At 54.8% G+C, this 22,683-nt stretch carries 17 protein-coding genes; all 17 read left to right on the top strand.

Going from position 1 to position 22,683, the window contains the following annotated elements:
• Positions 1–11: 11 nt before the first annotated feature.
• The 17 genes from DL346_RS12210 to DL346_RS12130 all read left to right on the top strand — a co-directional run bounded on the left by DL346_RS12210 (position 12) and on the right by DL346_RS12130 (position 22,672).
• Complete coding sequence (locus DL346_RS12210; RefSeq protein ID WP_112882391.1) at positions 12–302, top strand: DUF1294 domain-containing protein; 291 nt, start codon at positions 12–14, stop codon at positions 300–302.
• Between the two features lie 243 nt (positions 303–545).
• Positions 546–2,639 carry a HelD family protein gene (locus DL346_RS12205; protein WP_112883087.1) on the top strand — a complete coding sequence of 698 codons (2,094 nt, stop codon included), beginning with the start codon at positions 546–548 and terminating at the stop codon, positions 2,637–2,639.
• A gap of 182 nt (positions 2,640–2,821) precedes the next feature.
• Positions 2,822–3,631, top strand: a complete 810-nt coding sequence (locus DL346_RS12200; protein WP_165822494.1) for an aminoglycoside adenylyltransferase domain-containing protein — start codon at positions 2,822–2,824, stop codon at positions 3,629–3,631.
• A 119-nt stretch (positions 3,632–3,750) separates the two neighbouring features.
• Positions 3,751–4,851: a DUF3900 domain-containing protein gene (locus DL346_RS12195; RefSeq protein WP_112882389.1), complete on the top strand. Its 1,101-nt coding sequence runs from the start codon at positions 3,751–3,753 to the stop codon at positions 4,849–4,851.
• Positions 4,852–4,875: 24 nt separating this feature from the next.
• Complete coding sequence (locus DL346_RS12190) at positions 4,876–5,277, top strand: ribosomal maturation YjgA family protein (RefSeq protein ID WP_112882388.1); 402 nt, start codon at positions 4,876–4,878, stop codon at positions 5,275–5,277.
• A gap of 210 nt (positions 5,278–5,487) precedes the next feature.
• The gene (locus tag DL346_RS12185) at positions 5,488–6,528 is read left to right on the top strand and encodes a LacI family DNA-binding transcriptional regulator (protein ID WP_112882387.1); all 1,041 of its coding nucleotides are present in this window, start codon (positions 5,488–5,490) and stop codon (positions 6,526–6,528) included.
• Positions 6,529–6,887: 359 nt separating this feature from the next.
• A complete protein-coding gene (locus tag DL346_RS12180; RefSeq protein ID WP_112882386.1) occupies positions 6,888–8,282 on the top strand; it encodes an ABC transporter substrate-binding protein in 1,395 nt (464 codons plus the stop codon).
• Positions 8,283–8,468: 186 nt separating this feature from the next.
• On the top strand, positions 8,469–11,405 hold the full coding sequence (locus DL346_RS12175; RefSeq protein WP_206098511.1) for an extracellular solute-binding protein: 2,937 nt from the start codon (positions 8,469–8,471) through the stop codon (positions 11,403–11,405).
• Between the two features lie 109 nt (positions 11,406–11,514).
• Positions 11,515–12,387 carry a carbohydrate ABC transporter permease gene (locus DL346_RS12170; protein WP_240633204.1) on the top strand — a complete coding sequence of 291 codons (873 nt, stop codon included), beginning with the start codon at positions 11,515–11,517 and terminating at the stop codon, positions 12,385–12,387.
• Positions 12,388–12,391: 4 nt separating this feature from the next.
• Positions 12,392–13,258: a carbohydrate ABC transporter permease gene (locus DL346_RS12165; RefSeq protein WP_112882384.1), complete on the top strand. Its 867-nt coding sequence runs from the start codon at positions 12,392–12,394 to the stop codon at positions 13,256–13,258.
• Between the two features lie 13 nt (positions 13,259–13,271).
• On the top strand, positions 13,272–14,744 hold the full coding sequence (locus DL346_RS12160; RefSeq protein WP_112882383.1) for an NHL repeat-containing protein: 1,473 nt from the start codon (positions 13,272–13,274) through the stop codon (positions 14,742–14,744).
• Positions 14,725–15,345 (top strand): Yip1 family protein, encoded by a 621-nt coding sequence (locus DL346_RS12155; protein ID WP_112882382.1) that lies wholly within the window; start codon positions 14,725–14,727, stop codon positions 15,343–15,345. Before DL346_RS12160 ends, DL346_RS12155 begins: the two co-directional genes overlap by 20 nt.
• 14 nt (positions 15,346–15,359) lie before the next feature.
• Positions 15,360–17,942: a DUF5696 domain-containing protein gene (locus tag DL346_RS12150; protein WP_206098510.1), complete on the top strand. Its 2,583-nt coding sequence runs from the start codon at positions 15,360–15,362 to the stop codon at positions 17,940–17,942.
• Between the two features lie 56 nt (positions 17,943–17,998).
• Positions 17,999–18,841, top strand: a complete 843-nt coding sequence (locus tag DL346_RS12145; protein ID WP_112882381.1) for a carbohydrate ABC transporter permease — start codon at positions 17,999–18,001, stop codon at positions 18,839–18,841.
• Between the two features lie 37 nt (positions 18,842–18,878).
• Positions 18,879–19,862, top strand: a complete 984-nt coding sequence (locus DL346_RS12140; protein WP_420849569.1) for a carbohydrate ABC transporter permease — start codon at positions 18,879–18,881, stop codon at positions 19,860–19,862.
• Between the two features lie 33 nt (positions 19,863–19,895).
• The gene (locus DL346_RS12135) at positions 19,896–21,617 is read left to right on the top strand and encodes a DUF5060 domain-containing protein (protein WP_112882380.1); all 1,722 of its coding nucleotides are present in this window, start codon (positions 19,896–19,898) and stop codon (positions 21,615–21,617) included.
• A gap of 41 nt (positions 21,618–21,658) precedes the next feature.
• On the top strand, positions 21,659–22,672 hold the full coding sequence (locus DL346_RS12130) for a glycosyl hydrolase (protein WP_112882379.1): 1,014 nt from the start codon (positions 21,659–21,661) through the stop codon (positions 22,670–22,672).
• Positions 22,673–22,683: the final 11 nt, after the last annotated feature.

Below are 22,683 nucleotides of genomic sequence, written 5' to 3'. Positions count from 1 at the left end.
GGATTTGCCGAATGGAACTGACATTCTTTGAGAAGTTGCTGCTTGCCTACTGGCTGATCATGAACGTATACGTATTCGCTCTCATGCGGATCGACAAAACGCGTGCCGTGCGCGACCGCAGGCACCGGATTCCCGAGAGGCGGCTGCTCGGCTTGAGCGCCGTCGGAGGTGCGGTCGGCGGCTTCGCGGCCATGCGGATGTTCCGCCACAAAACGAAGCATGCCCAGTTCGCGGCGGGGCTTCCGCTGCTCGCCGTTCTGCACGTCGCAGCCGTGATTTGGCTGCTAAGCCTTTCGGCTTAAACCCGGCTTTGCCTTCCTGAATTGGGAGCGATTGACACTATGTTCAGGTTGTGCTATATTGTTCACTCGTGCTCCGCTGAGAGCATTCGCATTTATCCTATACGATCAGACCAAGCCGCATGCGAATGCGGCTTTCGCCGCCTTCGCATGCGAATGCGGCTTTCGCCGCCTTCGCATACGCTGCGGGCTGCGGAAGCCGTATGCCGGCAGGGCGGCTTTGCGTCGCAGAGGGAGGTAACTGACATGACCGTTCAAAGTGCCTTTCAAGAAGAGGCTCAGCGCGTCGACGAAGTACTGCTGCATATTCGCAAGCAGCTTCGCGCTATCGGACCGCGCTATACCGGCAATGATTTCACCGAGCAGATGCTGGAGCTCCAGCGCGAGCAGCGGCAGCAGCGGCTCGAGGTGGCAGAGCGGGAGCCTTATTTTGGCCGAATTGATTTTCAAGAGAAGGTGCAGTCCGCGCCCAAGCCGCTTTATATCGGGAAAGCCGGCGTCGCCCACGAGAAGTCGAACGAAGTGCTCGTCGTCGACTGGCGCGCGCCCGTGGCCAGCCTGTTCTACGCGTTCAGCGGCGGCGAGGCGCCTGTCTCCTATGAATCGCCGGACGGCGATGTGGAAGGGACCGTTCATCTCAAGCGCAACCTGATGGTGCGCGAAGGCAAGCTCGAGCGCGTCGTCGACAGCTATGTCCGCGGGCAAGAGGAGGAGACCGTTACCGACGAGTTCCTGCTTTACCGGCTGGGCGAAAGCAAGGACAACAAGCTGCGAGACATCGTCTCCACGATTCAGCAGGAGCAGGACCGGATCATCCGTACCGATAAAAATAAAGCCGTGTTCATCCAAGGGGTTGCCGGAAGCGGGAAAACGACCGTAGCGCTCCATCGCCTCGCCTATTTGCTTTATCGCTATGCAGGCGCGATCCGCGCGGAGCGCATGGTGATTTTCGCGCCGAACCGGATGTTTCTCGATTATATTTCGGGCGTGCTTCCGGAGCTTGGCGTCGGCGATATTCTGCAGACGACCTTTGCCGAATGGGCGCAAGAGCAGCTGCAGCACGAGGTCCGGCTTGACGAGGCGTACGATCCGTTCGCTTATTGGTTCGAGCAGCCGCGTTCGCGCGAAGAAATGGAGCATGCTCCGAGCCGCGTGAAGGGCAGCTTGGCGTTCAAGGCGCTCGTTGACGAGAAGCTGGCGGAAACCGAAGCTTCGCTGATCCCGGAAGAGGATTTCGCGCCGATGCCGGGATGGAAGGTAACGCCGGCCATGATCAAGGAGTGGCTGGCCACCGACGAAAGCAGCGAGCCTTACATGAAGCGCCGCGCCCGGCTGGTCAGCCGGCTCAAACGATGGCTGGAGTCCGAATGGAAGACGCGAAGGCTGACGGACGGCAAGCTGAAATCGCAGCTCGGCACGAAGCTGAACGCATATGCGAAGAAGATCCCGTCCTTTACGGCATCGCAGCTATACGGAGCGCTGCTGCGCGAGCCGGCCGTTCAGGAGCTGCTTCCCGCCAAATCGGCTGCGGCGACGATCAAATCTTTGAAGCAAAAGCTGGTACACCCGGAAGACCTGGCCCCGCTTGTGTACATCCAGGTGCGGCTGTATGGCTTCGAGCAGCCGCCATACGACCACATCGTGATCGACGAAGCGCAGGATTATTCGCCGTTCCAGCTAGAAGCGCTCAAGCTGTGCCAGCGTCAGCCTTCAATGACGGTTCTCGGCGACCTTCAGCAGGGGATTCATGGTTATGCCGGCATCCATAGCTGGAAGGAGCTGATCTCGCTGCTGCCCGAGACGGATACCGGTTATTACGAGCTCGACCGGAGCTACCGCTCGACGATGGAAATTATCGACTTTGCCAACCTGGTGCTGGGAGCCATGGGTGACGGCGTGAAGCCTGCGGTGCCCGTGTTCCGCAGCGGCGAAGCGGTTGACGTCGCCGGCGCCGCAACCGACGAGGAGCGGCTGTCGATGATCGTGCGGACGGTGAAGGAATGGCGGCAGTCGGGCCATTACCGCACGATGGCCGTGCTTGGCCGAACGGCGCGCGCCTGTGAAGCGATCGCGGAACGGCTTGCCGCAGAAGGCATCGATGCGGCGCTCATCCAGAGCAAGCAGGACGCCTATGGCGGCGGTCTGACCGTCGTACCGGCGTATTTGTCGAAAGGCCTGGAGTTCGACGCGGTACTCATTGCCGATGCGGACTCGGCGAGCTTCGGCGGCAACGACGCGAAGCTGCTTTACGTGGCGTGCACCCGTGCGCTTCATAAGCTGAAGCTGCTCTATTGCGGCGAGCTGACGTCCCTTGTAGCAGTACCTGTTGAAACGGCGTAGCCAAACATCTGCCGCACCGCGCATAGCAAGCGTTTATAGCCCGTCTGCCGGCATGCAGGCGGGCATCTTCGCTTCCCCTAATTGCGAAAATAAGAAAGAATCGGGCGGAATCTTTCTCTTTATGCTTGGAGTCCCAATCGATAAGATGTGGGAGAGAAGTACCGGAAAGGATGGTTAGGACGATGACGAAAATGTACGAATCAAGCATCCCTAACGAGCTGATCCCGCTTATGGACGATTTTGCCCGTTTGCTTCGTTCGCGCATCCCCCATCTTGCGCATGGCTTATATTTGCAAGGCTCCATCGCCCTTGGCGGCTACCGGAGCATGAAGAGCGACATCGATTTTATCGCGGTTTTGAACCAAGCCTACCTATGCGAGGAAGACATCGCGAGCATTCATGCCGTCCACGAGGAGCTGCGCGGGAAGCATCCGTATCACTTGGCTGCGGAGGGGCTATACACGAGTTTGGCTCATTTGAACAAGACGGCCAGGGTGGCCGGAGAGTCGTTTCCCAAGCTGTTCCATGGCGGAACGAGGGCGCTGCAATCCGGCTATATCGATGCTACATCGGCATGGATTTTGAAGCATCATGGCGTAACCGTCTTAGGACCTGAACCATCGGCGCTCGGAATCACGGTTGAATGGGATGAGATCCTGTCGCAGATGGACTACAACCTGAACGTGTACTGGGCGGATAAAGCGGAGCGGCTCGAGCTGTTCATGGATGAAGAGTGGATTGAATTCGCCGTATTGACGCTCGCCCGCATTATGTATACTTTGGAGCATCGTGAGTTTTTGACCAAGCTTGAGGCCGGATATCAAATGCTGGAGCGCCAGCCGGTGAGGTGGCAGTGCGTCCTGCGGGAAGCGATCCGCATCCGCGAAGGCGCGGAAGGCGCCAGCTTCACTACGGAGCTGGAGCGCGCTCAGGAAGTGCAGCAATTTGTTCAGCGCGTCATCGGGGATTGCAATGCAGCCTATCGGTTTTGAACGGAACCGCGATTCCGGCAGGACAGCCTGTGCCGGATTATGATATGCTAGTGTCTTGAGCGCTGCATGACGAGCGTGCGGAGTGCAGATTCCATCAGCTAAAGGAGTTCCGTTACCGAATGGATTTTATCGTCGAGTATTTATCTTTTTTCGTCATCCAAGGCGAAGGCGGCGACCAAAATGCGCCTAAGACATTTAAGCATTATCAGACGCTGGACCGGTACGACTATGGCGATAGTACGCTGAAGTCGTTTCTGGACGGTGAATTTACCCGAATATGCAAACGAAAGGCGGAGCGTCATCCGAACACCGAGAGCGCCCCGACCAAAATCGGACGTTTCATTGTGGAACCCGGCTACGAGCTGGACAGCAACCCGAACTACAATACGTTCCAGCGGCTTCGCTCCGCGGCCTCGGCAGCGGAATTTCACGGCTTCGCCGATGAGCTTGTCCGCCTTTACATGGAAGCGGCTGCCGTGCGCGGCGGCGCGTTTATCGTCGTGCATGCTACGCCGAACCGCTATACGGACGAACCGCTGCTGTTCGTGCTGAAGTGTGATTTTGAACCGAAAATCGCCCGGATTACCGATGAACAGAACCTGATCTCCCATGTTGAAATGGCGATCAGCGCGCGCAACATGAAATCGATTCAGTATCCCTACATGCCGGAGGATGGCATGCTGGAGCCATGGGAGCTCAAAATCCACCAAGCGTCGCACGCCCGCTATTTCGAGGACTTCCTGCGGTTTGTCAGCTACGAGAAGGCGATGCCGGAGCTGATGAGCGAGCATGTGCTGACGATGGTGAACGAGTATATGGACGATAAATGGCAGGGACAAACCGGCGAGGAGCGCCTGCAGGAAGAAAGCCAGTTCGAGGTATGGGCGGCGAGCGAGAAGCGTTCACTGCAGGAGTCGTGGGATCAAGAGCGGGTCGTTGCGGCCGCGGAGCGGCTTGTCGAGCAGCAGCCGAACTTATCGGTTGCGTTCAAGCTTGGCGATGTCTCGGTGAAGGGGCCGCTTTCCGAGTTCGGGCAATCGATTCATTTCGCCACCTACAACGGCCGATATATAGCATTGATCGAAGGGGATGCATTCGAGTTCGACCGCGGAATGTCGCCTGTTGAATTGCTGCAGCCGCCTGATTTGCTGGAGGTGCTCGAGGTTGTCGGACGGAAGAAGGATAAATCGGGTGCGGGCAAGGACGACTTGCCTTATTAATCGCTCCCGCGGACGGAGCATAGCATGAGGCGGATCGTGGCATATGCTTGCGCAGCAGCGCTATTCATCATGCTGGGACTGGCTTCAAGACGCGGCGATGAATTTCCGGGTTGGATGGCCGACCACGCGGGAGACGCGCTATGGGCCGGAATGATCTATTGGGGCTGCAGGTTATGCTGGCCGCGCTCGAAACCTAGGCTGGCTGCCGCGGGCAGTTCGATACTCTGCGTGGCGGTGGAGTGCAGCCAGCTCTACCAAGCGGAATGGATCAACGCAATCCGTGCGACAGTACTAGGCGCGTTAGTGCTTGGTCATGGCTTTCTCGGGATTGATTTGATCCGGTACGGTGCCGGCATTGCCGCCGCATGGGGAATGGATTGCGCGCTGCTCGCCATCATTGGTCGGATGAAGCGCATGAGCGAGTGAACGGAATGGACGTTTTGCGGACGATGGACTCCTGCAGGACGTCCTTTTTACGTTTGGCATAACGATTTCGGTTAACAATTAGTCTCGCAACCAAACAAAAACAAAACAAATTGGTTCACCCCGATTTACGTTTAGCTAACGGTTTGCTATGATTAGGTAGAAAGATTCGTAGCGCTATGACATACTACCCAATAGAATGGACGGGTCTGAATGAGAGGAAAAGTGAAAATCCAGGAAATCGCTGATTTTGCAGGGGTTTCGAAGTTTGCCGTGTCTCGCGCTTTATCCGGCAAGAGCGGCGTAAGCGAGCGAACGCGCGAGATGATCATGAAGGCTGCCGGCCAGCTCGGGTATTTCAAAGCGAGTGAACCTGCGCGTTTTACAGGCGAGCTGCACGAGCACGATGAGGGCAAGCGGAGCGGAACGATCGTCGTGCTGTTCCCGAACGTGCGCTATCAGAACAGGGACTCCGTATACTGGGGACCTGTATTTGACGGCGTCAACACGAGGCTTAGCCAGCGAGGACTCGATATCATCACGTTGACCGAGCCTTCCGGCGAGCATGTTTTTTCACTTCTCAAGCCTGAGGCCATTCAGGGGGTCATCACGATCGGCACCGTGTCGACGCAAATTTTGCTCGATATTAAACGGATGAACATTCCCGTCGTCATGATTGATCATAGCGACCCGGCCCTGCATTGCGACACGATTTTCGCCGACAACTACAGCTGCATGCAAGAGCTCATGACGAAATTGATCAGCAAGGGGTACCGGAAATTCCAGTACGTCGGGAGCATTAAAGACGCCCCTAGCTATTTTGAGAGATGGATTGCCTTCCGGACGGCGCTTGAAAACTACGAGATCGAACTGAATCAAGACCCGCAGCTGATCGGTCCCGACGCCCACGATATGTATCTCTTGTTTTCTAAGATCACGCTGGGCGAGCTGCCGGAAGTATTTGTTTGCGCCCACGATGTAAATGCGAGGTATTTGATCGAGGAGCTGAGGAAGCTTGGAATCGAAGTGCCCGCCCAGTGCGCCGTAACCGGGTTTGACAACACCTGCGACAATTATCCGATTCTAGGAACGGTCAACGTGAACAAAGAGCTGCTCGGGATGAGAGCGGTCGATCAAATTCTGTGGCGAATCCTCAATCCGAACTCTGCCTATGAGAAGAAGCTCATTTATGGCGACATTATCATTCGGGATCAGTATGGCTATTCCTTATCTGAAGAGGAATCTGAAGGCTAATTGATTGGTAATCTGAAAGGCGAAATAAAGCCCGCATGAATGCGCATGTGCATTTATTGCGGGCTATTTGCATGCTCCTCTGCGTTTTTAGCAAAAATAATAACAAAGAAATAACAAAGTAGATAACGGAGCAAAAAATATTCGCAATTTAACCAAATTTAAATTGACTGAATTTAGCAACAGATGCTATGATTGGCGTGTGGTTTTGGAAAACTCAACCTAACGGTGGTGATGAGGATACTCTAAAGGCATAATTGTAAACGTTTACGGTGGGGATTTTGGAAAACAATAGCAGTTCGGGAACCGTTGGCCATTGGACCGAAGTGCGGCAAGACAAACAAATAGGAGGTTGTTTTGCAATGAAAAAAATGAAAGCACTTACAATCTTGTCTGTCGCGTTAATGCTAACTCTATCGGCTTGCGGAGGAGGCAACAGCAATACCACCAGCAATGGGGCAAACACAACTGAGAACAATACTGCGAGCAACACAACAACTGAACCAGCCGCAAACAATACCGCAACAGAAGAAAATGCCGCAGAAAACGAGCCGGCGCCGGCAGCGATTGACCTCGGCGGCCGCGTCGTCAAAATCTCCATGTGGTGGGACGGCATGCCGAAAGGCGAAACCGCCGGCGAGAAAGCCTCCCTCGCGAAGATTGCAGAGCTCGAGGAAAAATATAATATGAAACTCGAATTCGTGAACATTCCGTTCGATCAATACATGGACAAGTTCACGACGGCAGTGCTTGCGGGCGAGCCGATGGCTGACATTTCGATCATGGAATTCAAACGCGCCATCGCGCCGATCAAGCAAGGCTTGGTGCTTCCTCTTTCCGACTTCACGACTGCGGATAACGACATCAACAACGAACAGAAGCACGTTACGAAGCTGCCTGCGATCAACGGAGCGGAATATGCGTTCAATACTCCAGGCGTTTCGGCGGTCGGCATGTACTACAACCGCGACCTGTTCAAGAAGCTCGGTCTTCCGGATTTGCAGGAACTGTACAACAACGGCGAATGGAACTGGGATAAATTCATTGAAGTCGCGAAGCAAGCGACAACCGACTCCAACAATGACGGCAAGAAAGATACTTGGGGCTACTCGGGCTGGCCAGTCGACGCGGCTCGCCATATCGGCGTAACGAACGGCGCGCTGTTCGTAAACGATACGGACCTTTCCCTCGGATTCAATGATCCTAAGATGGCTGAAGCGCTTGAATTCATCAACCGTCTGTATAACAAAGAGAACGTGGTTAAAGTCAAATCCGGCAACAAAATGGATTGGAACGAAACGAATACCTTTAAAGACGGCGACGTTGCCATGTCGATGAACTATGATTGGAATATGGGGGATCTGACCTTTGAAGTCGGTATCGTGCCAAACCCTGCAGGACCGCAAAGCGACGGCAAATATACGTTCGCGAACGCGGCGCAAAACGGCTACTTTATTCCAAAAGGCGTGAAAGACCCGCAAGTCGTGTATCAAATCTTCGAAGAGCTGCAAGATATTCCTCCTACAGAAGAATACCTTGGCCAAGACTGGCTGGAATCCCGTTTCAAGAACGAAGCCGATATCAAGATGGCCATCGAGCACGTGAACGGAACGGGCAGACTTTCGGTAGAAGAAGGCGTAGCGGACTTCCCGATCTTCGCAATCATGGATGAAATCATTATTAAGAACCAATCCGTAGCGGCAACTATTGAGAAAAATACGCAATCCGGCCAAGCTGCGCTCGACAAGCTGAAATAAGCAGCACAGGTACGAATGAGGAGGGGCTGCCGAATGATCCCGTGCAGCCTCTTTCGTTTAACTAGCCCCGGAAAGCAGCTGAAACCTTCACGTGATCATAACAACCTAACAATTTTTTTGATTTTGTTAGGTGACTAAATAGTGAGATGGCTCCGCAGATCAAGTCGCCGCCTAGGAGGGCTGACATTGAAAGGAATATTAGCTAGAAAGAAATGGGCGTTATCGGTAGTGGGAGTCATTGCAGCGGCCGGACTGATCGCGATCTGGTTCCAGTCGGGAACGGACAATGTGAGCGGAGCGGGCGATCCGGCTGTCTTCGCGAACGGTTCTTGGACATCGCTGCAGCAAGAAAGAGGCGATTATGCTTCCTATTTAACGAAGAATGAAGCCGCCGGTTTTCCGGACAACGAACTGATCATTCAAGCGGCCGATTATGCGAAGGCGGAAGGCGAGGGCATCGAGAAGCTCAACGATTTCGAGGGCCAGAGCGGCGTCTCGCTGAAGACGGGCGAGCAAGGGCAGGTCGATTGGAAGGTTAACGTACCGGAAGCCGGGTTCTACAACATTTCGGTGCAGTATTACCCGATTGCAGGCAAGAGCTCAAGCATTGAGCGGTCGCTGCTCATCGATGGCGAGCTGCCGTTTGAGGAAGCGAATTATTTGCAGTTCGACCGTGTTTGGGACAATGAGCTGGATCAGGTGAAGCGCGATAACCGCGGCAACGATTTGCGGCCGCAGCAGTTTGAGCGGCCCGAGTGGCGCGAGGTGCTTCTGCAGGACTCCAACGGCTATTATGCGGAGCCGTTCCGCTTCTATTTGCCTGCCGGGGAGCATACGCTGTCGTTCGTTTCCCAGCGTGAGCCGATGGTCATTCGCAAGCTGCGGCTGTTTCAAGTGAAACGCCCTGCTCTTTATGAGGAAACGTTGAAGCGCTATCAGCAAGAGGGGTTGAAGGAAACGGACGGCCAGCTTGTAACGGTTCAAGGCGAAGCCGCGAGAGCCAAGTCGTCGCCGACGCTGTATCCACAGACCGAGCGCGCAAGCGCAGCCGTTACGCCATACAATCCGAAGCTGATTCGGGTGAATACGATCGGCGGCTATAACTGGCGTTTGCCAGGGCAATGGGTGGAGTGGGAAGTCGACGTGCCGGAAGCGGGGCTCTACAAGATCGGAATCAAGGCCAAGCAGCAATTTGTTCGGGGCATTTACTCGACGCGAAGACTGTACATAAACGGCGAAGTGCCGTTCCAAGAAGCGGAGAAGCTGCCGTTTCGTTACAAGAGCGGATACCGGGTCGAGGTATTGGGCGGAGATGAGCCGTATCTCTTCGAGCTGAAGAAGGGCAAGAACATCATCCGCATGGAAGATACGCTTGGGGAATTCGCCCCGCTCATTCGCGAGGTCAAGGACAGTCTGTTCAATCTCAATGCCATGTACCGCAAAATTATTATGATTACCGGCGCATCGCCGGATAAATTCCGCGACTATCGCGTAGACAAGCAGATTCCGAACCTGCTCGAGACGTTCAAGGCGGAAGAAGCGAGGCTGACCGCCGTAAGCAAAGAATTGCGCAGGCTGTCAGGCGGCAGCAGCGATTCTGAAGCGCTTCTGAAGACGATGGCGCTGCAGCTTGGCGAGCTTGTCGCGGAACCGGATACGATTCCGCGCCGCTTGGCCGCCTACAAGAGCAACACCGGCGGTCTCGGCACATGGCTCCAGAAGGCGCTCGAGATGCCGCTGCAAATCGACGAAATTTACGTCGCTTCGCCGGACAAGAAGATGCCTTCTTCCGGAGACGGCTTCTTCAAAGGGCTGCTGCATGAGCTTACGACGTTCGCGTACTCGTTCATCATCGATTACAACCAGATCGGCAATGCCTCCGATGAGCAAAATCCGCGTTCCGTAACGGTTTGGATCGGCAGCGGCCGCGACCAGGCGAACACGCTTAAAGCGATGATCGACGAAACCTTCACGCCGGAAACGGGAATCAACGTCAACCTGAAGCTCGTGCAGATGCAAACGCTGCTGCCGGCGACGCTGGCAGGCAGAGGCCCGGATGTAGCGATGCAAATCAACAACGATATTCCGGTGAACTACGCGATGCGCAAAGCGGCCGCAGACCTGTCGCAATTCTCGGATTATGAAGAGGTCTCGAAGCGGTTCCGGCCAAGCGCGCTCGTGCCGTTTACGTACGAGAAAGGCGTCTATGCATTGCCGGAAACCCAAACCTTCAACATGCTGTTCTACCGGAAGGACGTCTTGAAGGAGCTTAATCTTGAAGTGCCTCAGACATGGGATGATGTGTATAAGCTGCTTGCCGTCTTGAACAAAAACCGGATGCAGCTCGGCATGCCGATTACGGCGCCGACGACGTCGGTTCCTATTCCGGGCCAGAACATTCCGCCGAATTCGATCTTTGCTTCCCTGCTGATGCAGAACGGCGGACAATTTTACCGCAACGAGGGCAAGGAGTCCGATCTCGATTCCCGGATCGGCGTGGAAACCTTCAAGCTGTGGACCGACTTCTACAGCGATTACAAGCTGGAGCGGGAATTCGATTTCGCGAACCGCTTCAGAACCGGCGAAATGCCGATCGGCATCGTGGATTATACGACTTATAATCAGCTGTCCGTCTTCGCGCCGGAAATTCGGGGCATGTGGGGCTTCGTGCCGATCCCGGGAACGAAGCAGCCTGACGGCACGATTCGGCGGGATACGCCAAGCACCGGCAGCGGCACGCTGATGCTGGACGGCGCGAAAGATAAGGATGCCGCCTGGCAGTTTATGAAGTGGTGGACCAGCGAAGAAACGCAAACGACATACGGCCGCGAGATGGAAGCGCTCATGGGCGCATCTGCCCGATATCCGACCGCAAACATCAAAGCGCTGGACAGCTTGCCTTGGCCTGTGGCCGATTACGAGAGCTTGAAAGAGGAGTTTGAATGGGTCCGCGGCATTCCGGAGGTTCCGGGCGGTTACTTCACCGGTCGCCATCTGCAGAACGCGTTCTTGAAAGTCGTCGTTGATGCGAAAACGGAGGCACGCGAGGCGATTCTCGACTACTCACAGTATATCCAAGACGAAATTCGCGCGAAACGCAAAGAATTCGGCCTGCCGGAATAAAGGAGGGGTCCATATGTCCAATATCGATATACCTAGTCAACGATCCGGGACGATGGCCGGGAAAGCGAAGGCAAGCGCGCCGAGTTGGCTTGCGGTAAAGTGGCAGATTATGAAAGCGCATAAGCATTCGTATATCTTGATGTCGCCTTATATGCTGCTCTTCGCCATATTTACCGTTTTGCCGGTCATCATGTCCATTTTTATCAGCTTCACGTATTTCAATATGCTGGAATTTCCGCGATTCATCGGGTGGCAAAATTACTCCCGCCTGTTTCTGGAAGACGACGTGTTCTTGATCGCGATCAAGAACACGATCCTCTTCGCGGTCATCACCGGGCCGCTCAGCTATATCGCCTGCTTCGTGTTCGCATGGATCATTAACGATCTTCGTCCGAAGATGCGCGCGTTCATGACGCTCATCTTCTATGCGCCGTCCATCTCCGGAAACGTGTATTTCCTCTGGCAGATGATTTTCTCCGGCGACCGTTACGGCATCGCGAACGGTTTCTTGATTAAGATGGGGGTCCTCCTGGACCCTATTCTGTGGCTGAAGGATGAAAAGTACATCATGCCGATCATCATCCTCGTTCAGCTCTGGCTGAGCTTGGGGACGGGATTCCTGGCTTTCATCGCCGGTTTGCAGACCGTCGACAAGACGCTCTATGAAGCGGGTGCGGTCGATGGCGTCAAAAACCGTTGGCAGGAGCTGTGGTATATTACGCTGCCATCGATGAAGCCGCAATTGATGTTCGGCGCGGTTATCCAGATCACCGCGTCACTCGCCATCGCCGATGTCTCGATCTATCTGGCCGGCTTCCCGAGCGTAAACTATGCCGCGGAAACCATCGTCACGCATTTGATCGATTTCGGTACGATCCGATTCGAGATGGGGTACGCGTCCGCGATCGCGACCGTTCTGTTCCTTCTGATGCTCGGCTCGAACTTGGCCGTTCAACGACTACTCCGGAAGGTGGGGAACTAATCGCATGAAGATGGCGTTAACGCTTCGCAAGAAACGAGTGAATCGTTCCTTTGCCGGGACGTTCTGGATGTCGGTCTTTCTGGCTTTCGTGGCCTCTTTTATGGCACTTCCGCTCGTTTATGCGATCAATGCGGCGTTCAAACCGCTGGATGAAATCTTTCTGTTCCCGCCAACCTTGTTCGTCCGGAATCCGACCACGAGCAATTTTATCGATTTGATGACGCTTCTCGGCCAGTCATGGGTACCGTTCTCCAGGTACATCTTCAATACGTTCTTTATCACCGGGATGGGCGTCATCGGTCACGTTCTCTTGGCTTCTGCCGCCGCTTATCCGCTGGCGAAGCATAGGTTTCCGGGCAGCAAGCTCATTTTTACCGTTGTCGTGCTGTCGCTTATGTTTACCCCGCAGGTTACTGCGATTCCTAACTATATGGTCATGTCATGGATCGGATTAATCGATACGTACTGGGCCGTTATCGTACCGGCATTCGCGTTCTCTCTGGGCCTTTACTTGATGAAGCAATTCATGGAGCAAATTCCGGACGCGCTGCTCGAATCGGCGAAGATCGACGGCGCGAACGAGTACCGGATTTTCTGGCAAATCGTTATGCCGAACGTGAAGCCGGCATGGCTGACGCTAGTCATCCTGCTCTTCCAAATGCTATGGGGCACGGACGGCAACGGATTTATTTACAGCGAACAGCTGAAAACGCTTCACTACGCGTCGAACCAAATTATTTTCGGCGGGATCGCCCGGGCGGGCGTCGGCTCCGCAGTCGCGCTGATCTTGATGAGCGTGCCGATCGCGCTGTTCGTATTCTCGCAAAGCCGCATTATCGAAACGATGACGACATCCGGCATGAAAGACTAGAGGGGGTGGAAGCGTGCAAAGTAAAAGAATGCTCCTGCTGGCCGCGATTCTATCGCTGCTCATGACAGTCGCTGCAGTGCCGCCCGCATCGGCGGCTGCGCCATATGAAGCTTACAATTACGATTTTTACGGAGATGCCGTGCCTCTGCCCGCTCCTTACCTGCCGGAATACGCCATTACCGGCAAAAGCCTGGGGGTCGGCGATTTCAATCAGCCGAGCGATATGTACGTCGCGAAAGACGGCGCCATCTATGTCCTTGACAGCGGCAATGCGCGCGTGGTCGTGCTGGACAACACCTTGAACGTCAAGCAGGTAATCAAATCCTTTGACAATAACGGCAAGGAAGACGGGTTTGCCGCGCCCGAAGGGCTGTTCGTATCGGAGAAGAATGAACTCTACGTCGCGGATACCGAGCATAACCGGATTGTGGTGCTTTCAAATGACGGCAAGCTGATTAAACTTATCGAGAATCCGCAGTCGGATATTTTGCCGAAAAGCTTCAAGTTCGTTCCGCTTAAAGTAACGGTGGACAACGCGGACCGCATCTTCGTGGTCGCCCGCGGCGTTTTTGAAGGGATCATGCAGTTCGATACTGACAGCGCGTTCATGGGCTATGTCGGCACGATCAGCGTATCGCCAAGCATCATGGACCGGCTGTGGCGGTCCTTGTCCACGAAAGCGCAGAAGCAGCAGATGGAGTTGTTCATTCCGACCGAGTTTGCGAGCGTGGATATCGACAGCAAAGGCTTCGTTTACGCGACCGCGGTGGATATCAACTCGAACGAAACGATCAAACGGCTCAATCCGTCCGGTCAGGACGTGCTGAAACGGTTCGGCTATTGGCCGGTCAAAGGGGACATCCGCTTCCGGATGTTCGGCAACAACTCGGGTCCTTCGAAGCTCACCGACATTAAGGTGCTCGGCGGAGGCATGTATGTCGCGCTTGATTCGAACCGCGCGCGTCTGTTCACCTACAACGATGAAGGCGATTTGCTGCATGCCTTCGGCGGCCGGGGCAATCAGCTGGGCGTATTCAATAACCCCGTCGCCGTGGAGCAAATCGGCGATAAGCTCGCCGTGCTCGACAAGGGCAAAAACAATATCGCCGTCTTCCGTCCGACTGCGTTCGGCAGCTTGGTGCGGGAAGCGACGATTCAGCATTACAGCGGCAACGATCAGGAAGCCGTCAAATTGTGGAGCCAGGTGCTTCGTTTAAATACGAACTACGAAATCGCGTATCTGGGTATCGGCAAGTCGCTGCTGATGGAGAAGAAGAATGAAGAGGCCATGGAGTATTTCAAGCTCGGCATGAGCCGTAAAAATTATTCCGTCGCCTATAAACGGTATCGCCGGGAAGTGATGAAGGACAATTTCGGTACCTTCATGACCGTGTTGATTTCTCTTATTGCCGCTTTCGTCGTATACCGCTTTGCTAGGCACGCGTTAAGAAGGAGGTCTGTGAAACGTGAAGCAGGATTTTATTAAGTTTCCGCTCCATCTCATCTTGCATCCTTTCGACGGCTTTTGGGACATGAAATACGAAAGCAAGGGGAAGGTCAAAGTCTCTTTGGCGATTCTGGCGCTGCTCGTTTTGACGCTCATTTTGCAGAAGCAGTATGCGGGCTTTCTCGTCAATTTCGTGGATCCGAGAACGTTAAACAGTTTGGATGATCTTCAGTTTACGGTGCTTCCGTTCTTCCTGTTCTGCATTGCGAATTGGTCGATTACGACGCTCATGGAAGGCGAGGGCAAGTTCAAGGAAATCGTGATGGCAACCGGTTATGCGCTCCTGCCGATGGTCTTGATCAATCTGCCAATGACCTTCGTCAGCCGTTACATGACGCAAGAGGAAACCTCGTTCTACTGGCTGATCAACAGCGTGGCTAGCATCTGGTTTATCCTGCTGCTGTTTATCGGCATTATGACCGTGCATCAATATACCCCAGCCAAAGCGGTCCTTACTTTGGTGCTTACCGTGATCGCAATGGGCTTCGTCGTCTTTCTCGGCACGCTGGCATTCAGCTTGGGGCTGCAAATCTACTATTTCGTCTATGATGTTTATCGCGAAATCATATTCCGTACGTAAAGGAGGCCGCACCCTTGAATAAACGAATGAAATGGTATGCGGCGCTGGCTTGTATCGGGATAGCTGGTATCTCGGCTCTCGCCTATATCCAATCTACAAAAGGAGCGCCGGCAATCGAGGTAAGCGCCTACGCGGATCCGGAAGCAAAGCCTGCCGCGGCAGGCGAGCTGAAGTTTATGCCGGATCGCGCGGATGCCGTTCCAGGCATGCAGCTTGCAGCCCAGTCCGATGCGCTGGGACTCTATTTCAGCCCGGAGACGACGGAAATCGCCGTGCTTAACCGGAGCAGCGGAAAGGTGTGGCGCAGCAACCCGATCGACATGGGATCGGACGCCAAAGCGTCGCCCTTCGAGAAAGACCGGCTGGCCGCGCAAGTGACGATCAACTACCGGGATTCCATCGGGACGCTCGGCTCGATCACGAACTTTACGGACAGCATTAAGCGCGAGCAGTTCAAGGCTGAAGGCATCGAGAACGGCATCCGGATTACATACACGATCGGCGATACGTCGCTCGGCATCGATGCGCTGCCCAAGCTGATCAGCAAGAAACGCATGGAGGAGAAAATCTACAGCAAGCTCGATGAAGCGACTGCAAAATACGTAAGCAACCGGTATTTCCCGCTTGAAGATAATCCGGAAGTGCTGGAGAGGCTCGATACGGCGGTTTCCAGAGCGCTTGTGCTAAATCGGATGCTCGACGCCTTCGCGAAAGCCGGCTATACGCCAGAAGATTTGGCTGCGGACAATCAAGAAAACGGTCTGTCAGCCGAAGCCGGGTCGAACCGTCCGAACTTCACGATACCGATTGAGTATCGGATCGTGGAGGACTCGCTTCAGATCCGAGTACCCGTCAGCGAGATCAAGGAAAGCAAAGGGTATCAAATCCGGACGGTGGAGCTGCTCGACTTCTTCGGCGCTGCCGGTACGGAAGAGAAAGGCTACATGCTCGTGCCGGATGGTTCCGGAAGCTTGATCGAGCTCAACAATGGAAAGATCAGCGAAGAGGTTTACGCTCAGCGCGTATACGGAGAAGACGAGAACAACAACTCCCGCCGCCGCGGACAGATTTCGGAAGCCGCGCGCTTGCCGGTATTCGGGATGAAATCGGGCGACGAAGCCTGGTTTGCCACGATCGAGAATGGCGAAAGCATCGCAAGTATCAACGCCGATATCAGCGGCCGCAAAAATTCGTACAATTACGCGTATGCCAGCTTCGCCATCCGGGGCGAGGATGAGCTGGAGCTCTACAAAGGCAACAAAGTCGACGAGATTCAGATGCTGACTGAGAAAGCCTTTCAAGGCGATCTGCAGATTCGTTACAACTTCCTGTCCGGCGGGGATGCGAACTATTCCGGCATGGCGAAGCTGTACCGCGAGAAGCTGATCAAGGAGAGCGTGCTCAAGCCGAAGGAAGCGTCGGGCTCCGCGGCGCTGCCATTCTACCTCGACGTGCTTGGCGCTGTCGATAAGCGCAAGTCGTTCCTTGGCATACCGTATAAAGGTTTAATGCCGATGACGACGGTGAAGCAAGCCGGAGAAATCGCCAAGCAGCTGGAAACGGCCGGCGTCTCGAATATCCAAATGAGATACGTAGGCTGGTTCAATGAAGGCATCGATCATAAGGTGCCGAAGAACGTGAACATGGACGGCGAGCTGGGCAGCAAGAACGAGCTCAAGCAGCTCGCGGAGCAGCTTAAGGCGACGGGCGGCGGTTTGTATCCGGATGTCGCATTCCAGCATGTGCTTCGCGACAATCGCGATTTTAAACCGGCCTCGGACGCAGCGCGATTCGTAACGCGAGAGCAGGCGATGCTGGCGCCGATCAACCGCGCCCTCAATGCGATGGATCTCTCGCTAGGCTCCTTATACTTGCTTTCACCTGCGAAGCTGCCTTATTTCGTAGATCAGTTTATCGACGACTATGACAGCTATGGTCTCGATGCCGTTTCGCTGCGCGACATGGGAGATTCGCTTCAGGCGGACTACCGGGTGAACCGCGTCGTATTCCGCGATGTGGCGAAGAACATCGTGACCGAGCAGCTTGGCAAGCTGGAGAAAAGCTATCCGAACATGCTGCTGACCGGCGGCAATGCCTATGCGCTCCAATATGCGGACCAGCTTATTAATGTGCCGATGGCTTCCAGCGGGTTCAGCATTGCGGACCAAGAGATTCCGTTCTATGAAATGGTTCTTCATGGCTACAAGGATTACGCCGGTTCGGCGATGAACCTGGATGATAACCAGGATCTGACCTACCACCTGCTGCGCTCGGTGGAGTACGGCGCCGCGCCGCATTTCTTCTGGTCGTACGAATCGTCTTCCAAACTGAAGTTCACGTCGTATGAATCGCTGTTCTCGACGCATTACACCGATTGGCTGCAAGATGCCGCCAGCCTTTACGGCAAAGTGAACAATGCGTTAGCCGGCCTGCAGTCGAGCGCGATAGAGGAGCATATCCAGCACCAGCCGGGCGTCGTTCAAGTTCGTTACGACAACGGCACATCTGTCTATGTGAACTATACGGATAAGCCGGCTACGGTAGACGGCGTTCAAATCGGGGCGAAAAATTTCTTGGTAGGCGGTGACAACCAGTGAACCTTAGACGATTGACCTTGTCGCAAAAGCGTGCTTTTCTCGGAGTCGCGTTTATTATGCCTTGGCTGCTTGGCTTCGTGTTCCTGTTCGCGACGCCGCTCGTGCAATCGCTGCACTTTAGCTTCAGCGAGCTGAAGGTGGCTCCCGGCGGATACTCGCTCGACTTTATCGGGCTGAAGAACTTTACCGATGCGCTCTCGGTCGATCCGAACTACAACCGGATTCTGACCGAGTCGTTGACGGAAATGGCATGGAACGTGCCGATGATCCTGTTCTTCAGCTTGTTTACGGCCGCAATGCTGAATTCGAAATTCAGAGGCAGGCCGCTTGCCAGAGCGGTGTTCTTCCTGCCGGTCATTCTCGCTTCGGGGGCCGTAGCCGCGGCCCAGTCCTCGGGTTTGATCCAATTGACGGGCAGCTCCGAGGTGGCGCAGGAATTGGGGCTTGCGCAGAACGGCTTCGACCCGCTTTCGCTTGTATTCATGCTCTCCGATGCGGGCATGCCTGTCTGGTTCATCGATTACATCATCGATGCCGTGCTCCGGATCTATGAGATCATCAGCAGCTCCGGCGTCCAAATCTTGATTTTCCTAGCGGCTCTCCAGTCCGTCCCGGTTACGATGTACGAGGTGGCGAAGATGGAAGGGGCAACGCCGTACGAGACGTTCTGGAAGATTACGTTCCCGATGGTGAGCCCGCTCATTCTGACGAACATCATCTATACGATCATTGATTCTTTTACGGAAAGCCAGCTCACGAGAACGATCTACACCACGGCTTTCCAATCGCAAAATTTCGGCCTGAGCGCCGCAATGTCCTGGATCTATACGATTGTCATCAGCGTCATCCTCATTGTCGTCGGCATACTGGTTTCCAGGAAAGTGTTCTACTATAACTGACGATAGATGGGAGGAAAACGGTTTGAAAGGTTCGCTTATGGAAAACGAGATCGTGGTCTTACGGATGATGAAAGCGAAGAACAAATCGATTGAGCTGCTTTGGTCGATTTTCCGCTACATCCTGATCATCGGGATCTCGTTCGTGATCATCTACCCGCTCCTGCAGCAGATTTCCGTCGCCATCAAAGACAAGGCAGACATTTACAATCCGACGATCTACATGATCCCCGTTCATTTCACGACCGAAAATATCCGGCTTGCGATGAGCGTACTGAATTATTGGCCGCTGCTCAAAAATACGCTGTTATTCGTCTGTTCGACGACGGTGCTGCAGGCGGTATCGTGCGCGCTTGCGGGCTACGGCTTCGCCAGATTCACGTTTCCGGGAAGAAACATTCTGTTTACGCTGGTCATTCTTACGATCCTCATTCCGTCCAGCACGCTGATGGTGCCAATGTACCTGCATTTCCGTAATTTTGACGTCTTGGGCATGGTGAATCTGTTCACGGGCAAGGAAGGCATCAACATGCTGAATACGTACTGGCCCTCTCTCATTACGGCTGCGCTGGCAAACGGCTTGAAATCGGGCTTGTACATTTATATTTTCCGTCAATTCTTCCGCGGAATGCCGGCGGAGATCGAGGAAGCGGCGCTCATCGACGGAGCGGGAGGCTTCCGGACGTTCTTTACCATCATGATGCCGAACGCCATTCCGCCGCTCATTACGGTGACGCTGTTCGCATTTGTTTGGCAGTACAACGATACGTTCTACAGCTCGCTGTTCATGAGCCAAAGCAATCTGATGGCGATCAAGATCGCCTCCTTGCCGGCGGATGCCAACCAGTACTTGCCGGGCATTCTCGGCGTCGGCGCCGGCTCGAACGTGAAGGTGGATCCGAACCTCGTGTCGATGATCGTGGACACCGGCATTCTGCTCGCGATCGCACCGCTCGTGGTCATGTATCTCTTCGTTCAGCGGTTCTTCGTTGAGAGCGTAGAACGTACGGGTGTCGTCGGTTAAACGGCCGCAGCCGCACAAGAGGAGAAGCGTGGCATGAACAAACGAAACCTAAGCTTGGCCGCTGCCATCGGCGTATTCGCTGTCGCAGCGGCGGTTTACCTGATGGAGGACGGGGGCCGGACGTCCGGCAAGCCTCCGAAGGATCAGCCTGCGCCCTCTTCTGCTCAGGCTGATCCGGCTTCTCCGGCACAGTCGGCCAAAGCGCCGGTCATTCTCAATGTTCAGGCCAATACGACCGCAGTCGACCTGTATGCGAAATTCGAGCTTAAGCTTGAGCTGGAAGCCGACTATACAAATCCCTACGATCCGAATCAGATTGACCTCTCTATGGAGCTGACGTCTCCTAGCGGGAAGAAGTGGAAGGTGAACGGGTTCTACGATGGAACCGGCTTTGCTTGGAAAATCCGGTTCTCTCCGGATGAAACGGGCAAATGGAGCTACCGGCTGCATGCTGCAAGCTCAGGTACGGAGAGCAGCGGACCCGAGGGCTCGTTCGAGGCGATCCCTTCGAGCAATCGCGGCTGGATTCAGCTCTCTCAAGCCAATAAACGGTTTCTCGAGTATCGGGACGGCTCTACTTTCTACGGCATAGGCGTAGCCTACCCGTGGGGCATCACCGACGTGAACCTCGATAAAATCGCGGAGCACGGCGGCAACCTGATCACCTATTGGAACGGCAACTATGACAGCTCCGGAAACGGCGGCGGCGACGATCAGCTCCAATCGGCCACGTTCGGCGTCGAGAAGATCGACCCGCTCAAAGCGCTGCGCATCGACGATTTGATCGAATCGTTCGAGCAGCGGGGGCTGCATATGAACTTTGTCATTTGGCCGCACGATTCGCTCGCCGATACGTTGGACGGGTGGCCTGCCGCTTGGAAGAAGAGCGGCTATGCGGCGATCGGCGAAGCGAAAGATTTCTTCACGAGCGAGGATATGTGGACGCATCAGGAACATTTGTACCGTTACATCATTGCCCGATGGGGATACAGCAGCGCAATCGGCATCTGGGATTTGGTTTGCGAGATCAACGGTACGGACGGGTGGGTGCACGGCAGTACGGCCGATACCGACGCCTGGACGACGAAGGTGCACGACTATTTCAAGGAGCACGATCCGTACGGGCATCCGACGATGGGCTCGATGGCCGGCAGCCGGCAGGATTATTGGGATTTTGGCTACCGTACGCTCGATCTAGCCGACAGGGAAAATTACTACAACCTCAACTATAAGGCTTATGCCCAAGATATTCGAAAACGATGGGACAGCTACGAAAAACCGCTCATCATCGGTGAAACCGGAAATGTAACCGATACGCTGAAGTATCATCAAGCGATCTGGGTTTCGTTCGCAAACGGCCTGGCGTCCTCGCCAATTTGGTGGGATTTCGGGCAGGTGAGCGACGAGATGTTTATGCAAATGAAGCATTTTGCTTCATTTGCCGCTCAAATTGATTTTCGCGAGAAGCGCGTTCCGGTGAACGGCGGCGATAGCGAGGACGGAGAGGCGCAAGCATGGGCGATGCAAGGGGAGCGGCACTCTTACGGCTGGCTGCTCGCCGAGAAAGACGGTGCCGGCGGCAAGTCGGTGACGCTGCCTGATTGGCCGGACGGCGCCTACGCGTTGTCCTGGTACGACACTTGGTCGGGCAAGCAACTAGGCGAAAGTTCTGCCGAAGCGTCGGGCGGCAAGCTCGTTCTAACTGCTCCCGCGTCGTCCCAAGCCGATTTGGCATTCACGATTAAACGGAACTAAATTCAGGATTATCCAACATGCCAAGCAATGGGAGGCGGAACATGTCAGCGATAGCTTGGAAGCATCGTTTTCAAGTGGAACCGAAATTGATCAATCCGAATGCCGACGATAGCGCCAAACGGCTGATGGCGTTCTTGTGCGATGCATACGGCAGCAAAATGCTGACCGGGCAGCAAATCGGCGTCATTTCGACGCCCGAGGTAGACTTCATCTATCAAGAAACGGGTAAATATCCGGCTATCGGCGGATTTGATTTCATGAACGACTCGCCCTCGCGCACGGAACGGGGGGCGGTCGGGACGGATACGGAGCTGGCGCTGAAATGGTGGGAAGAAGGCGGCATCGTTACCTTCTGCTGGCATTGGAACGCGCCGAAGGATTTAGTCGATCAACCGCCCGATAACGGCTGGCACCGCGGTTTCTATACGTCCGCGACAACGTTCGATTTGGCCGCTGCGATGGCGGATCCCGATTCCGAAGCGTATAAGCTCCTTCTTCGCGATATCGACGTCATTTCCGGCCTGCTGGCCAAGCTCAGGGATGCCGGCGTTCCCGTGCTGTGGAGACCGCTGCATGAAGCGTCCGGCGGCTGGTTCTGGTGGGGCGCGAAAGGGGCTCAGCCTTGCATCCAGCTGTGGAAGCTGATGTACGAGCGCATGACCGGCTTGCATGGACTGCATAATCTGATTTGGGTTTGGAACGGCCAGCATAAAGACTGGTATCCCGGCGACGAATACGTCGATATCATCGGCGAGGATATTTACGCGCCGGAGCGCACTTATAGTTCGAATCTGCCGCGATTCTGTCAGGCACTCGAGTATACTTCGGCAATCAAAATCATCGCGCTGTCCGAGAACGGACCGCTTCCCGATCCGGACAGCATGCTTGCGGATGGGGCGCTATGGGCTTGGAACTGTACATGGTATGGCGGGTTCGTGTCCACCGAGCAGTATACGGAGTGGGAGATGCTTCGGACATTTTACAGCCATCCGTTCACGGTGACGCGCGATGAGCTTCCCGACCTGCGAAGCTATCCATTGCCAGAGCGATCATAACAACGTAAAGG

Origin of the sequence: Paenibacillus montanisoli, assembly GCF_003268025.1 — a bacterium.
GTDB lineage: Bacteria > Bacillota > Bacilli > Paenibacillales > Paenibacillaceae > Paenibacillus_Z > Paenibacillus_Z montanisoli.
Note: the sequence above shows the minus strand (reverse complement) of the source record. Positions and strands in the feature narration are given on the sequence as shown.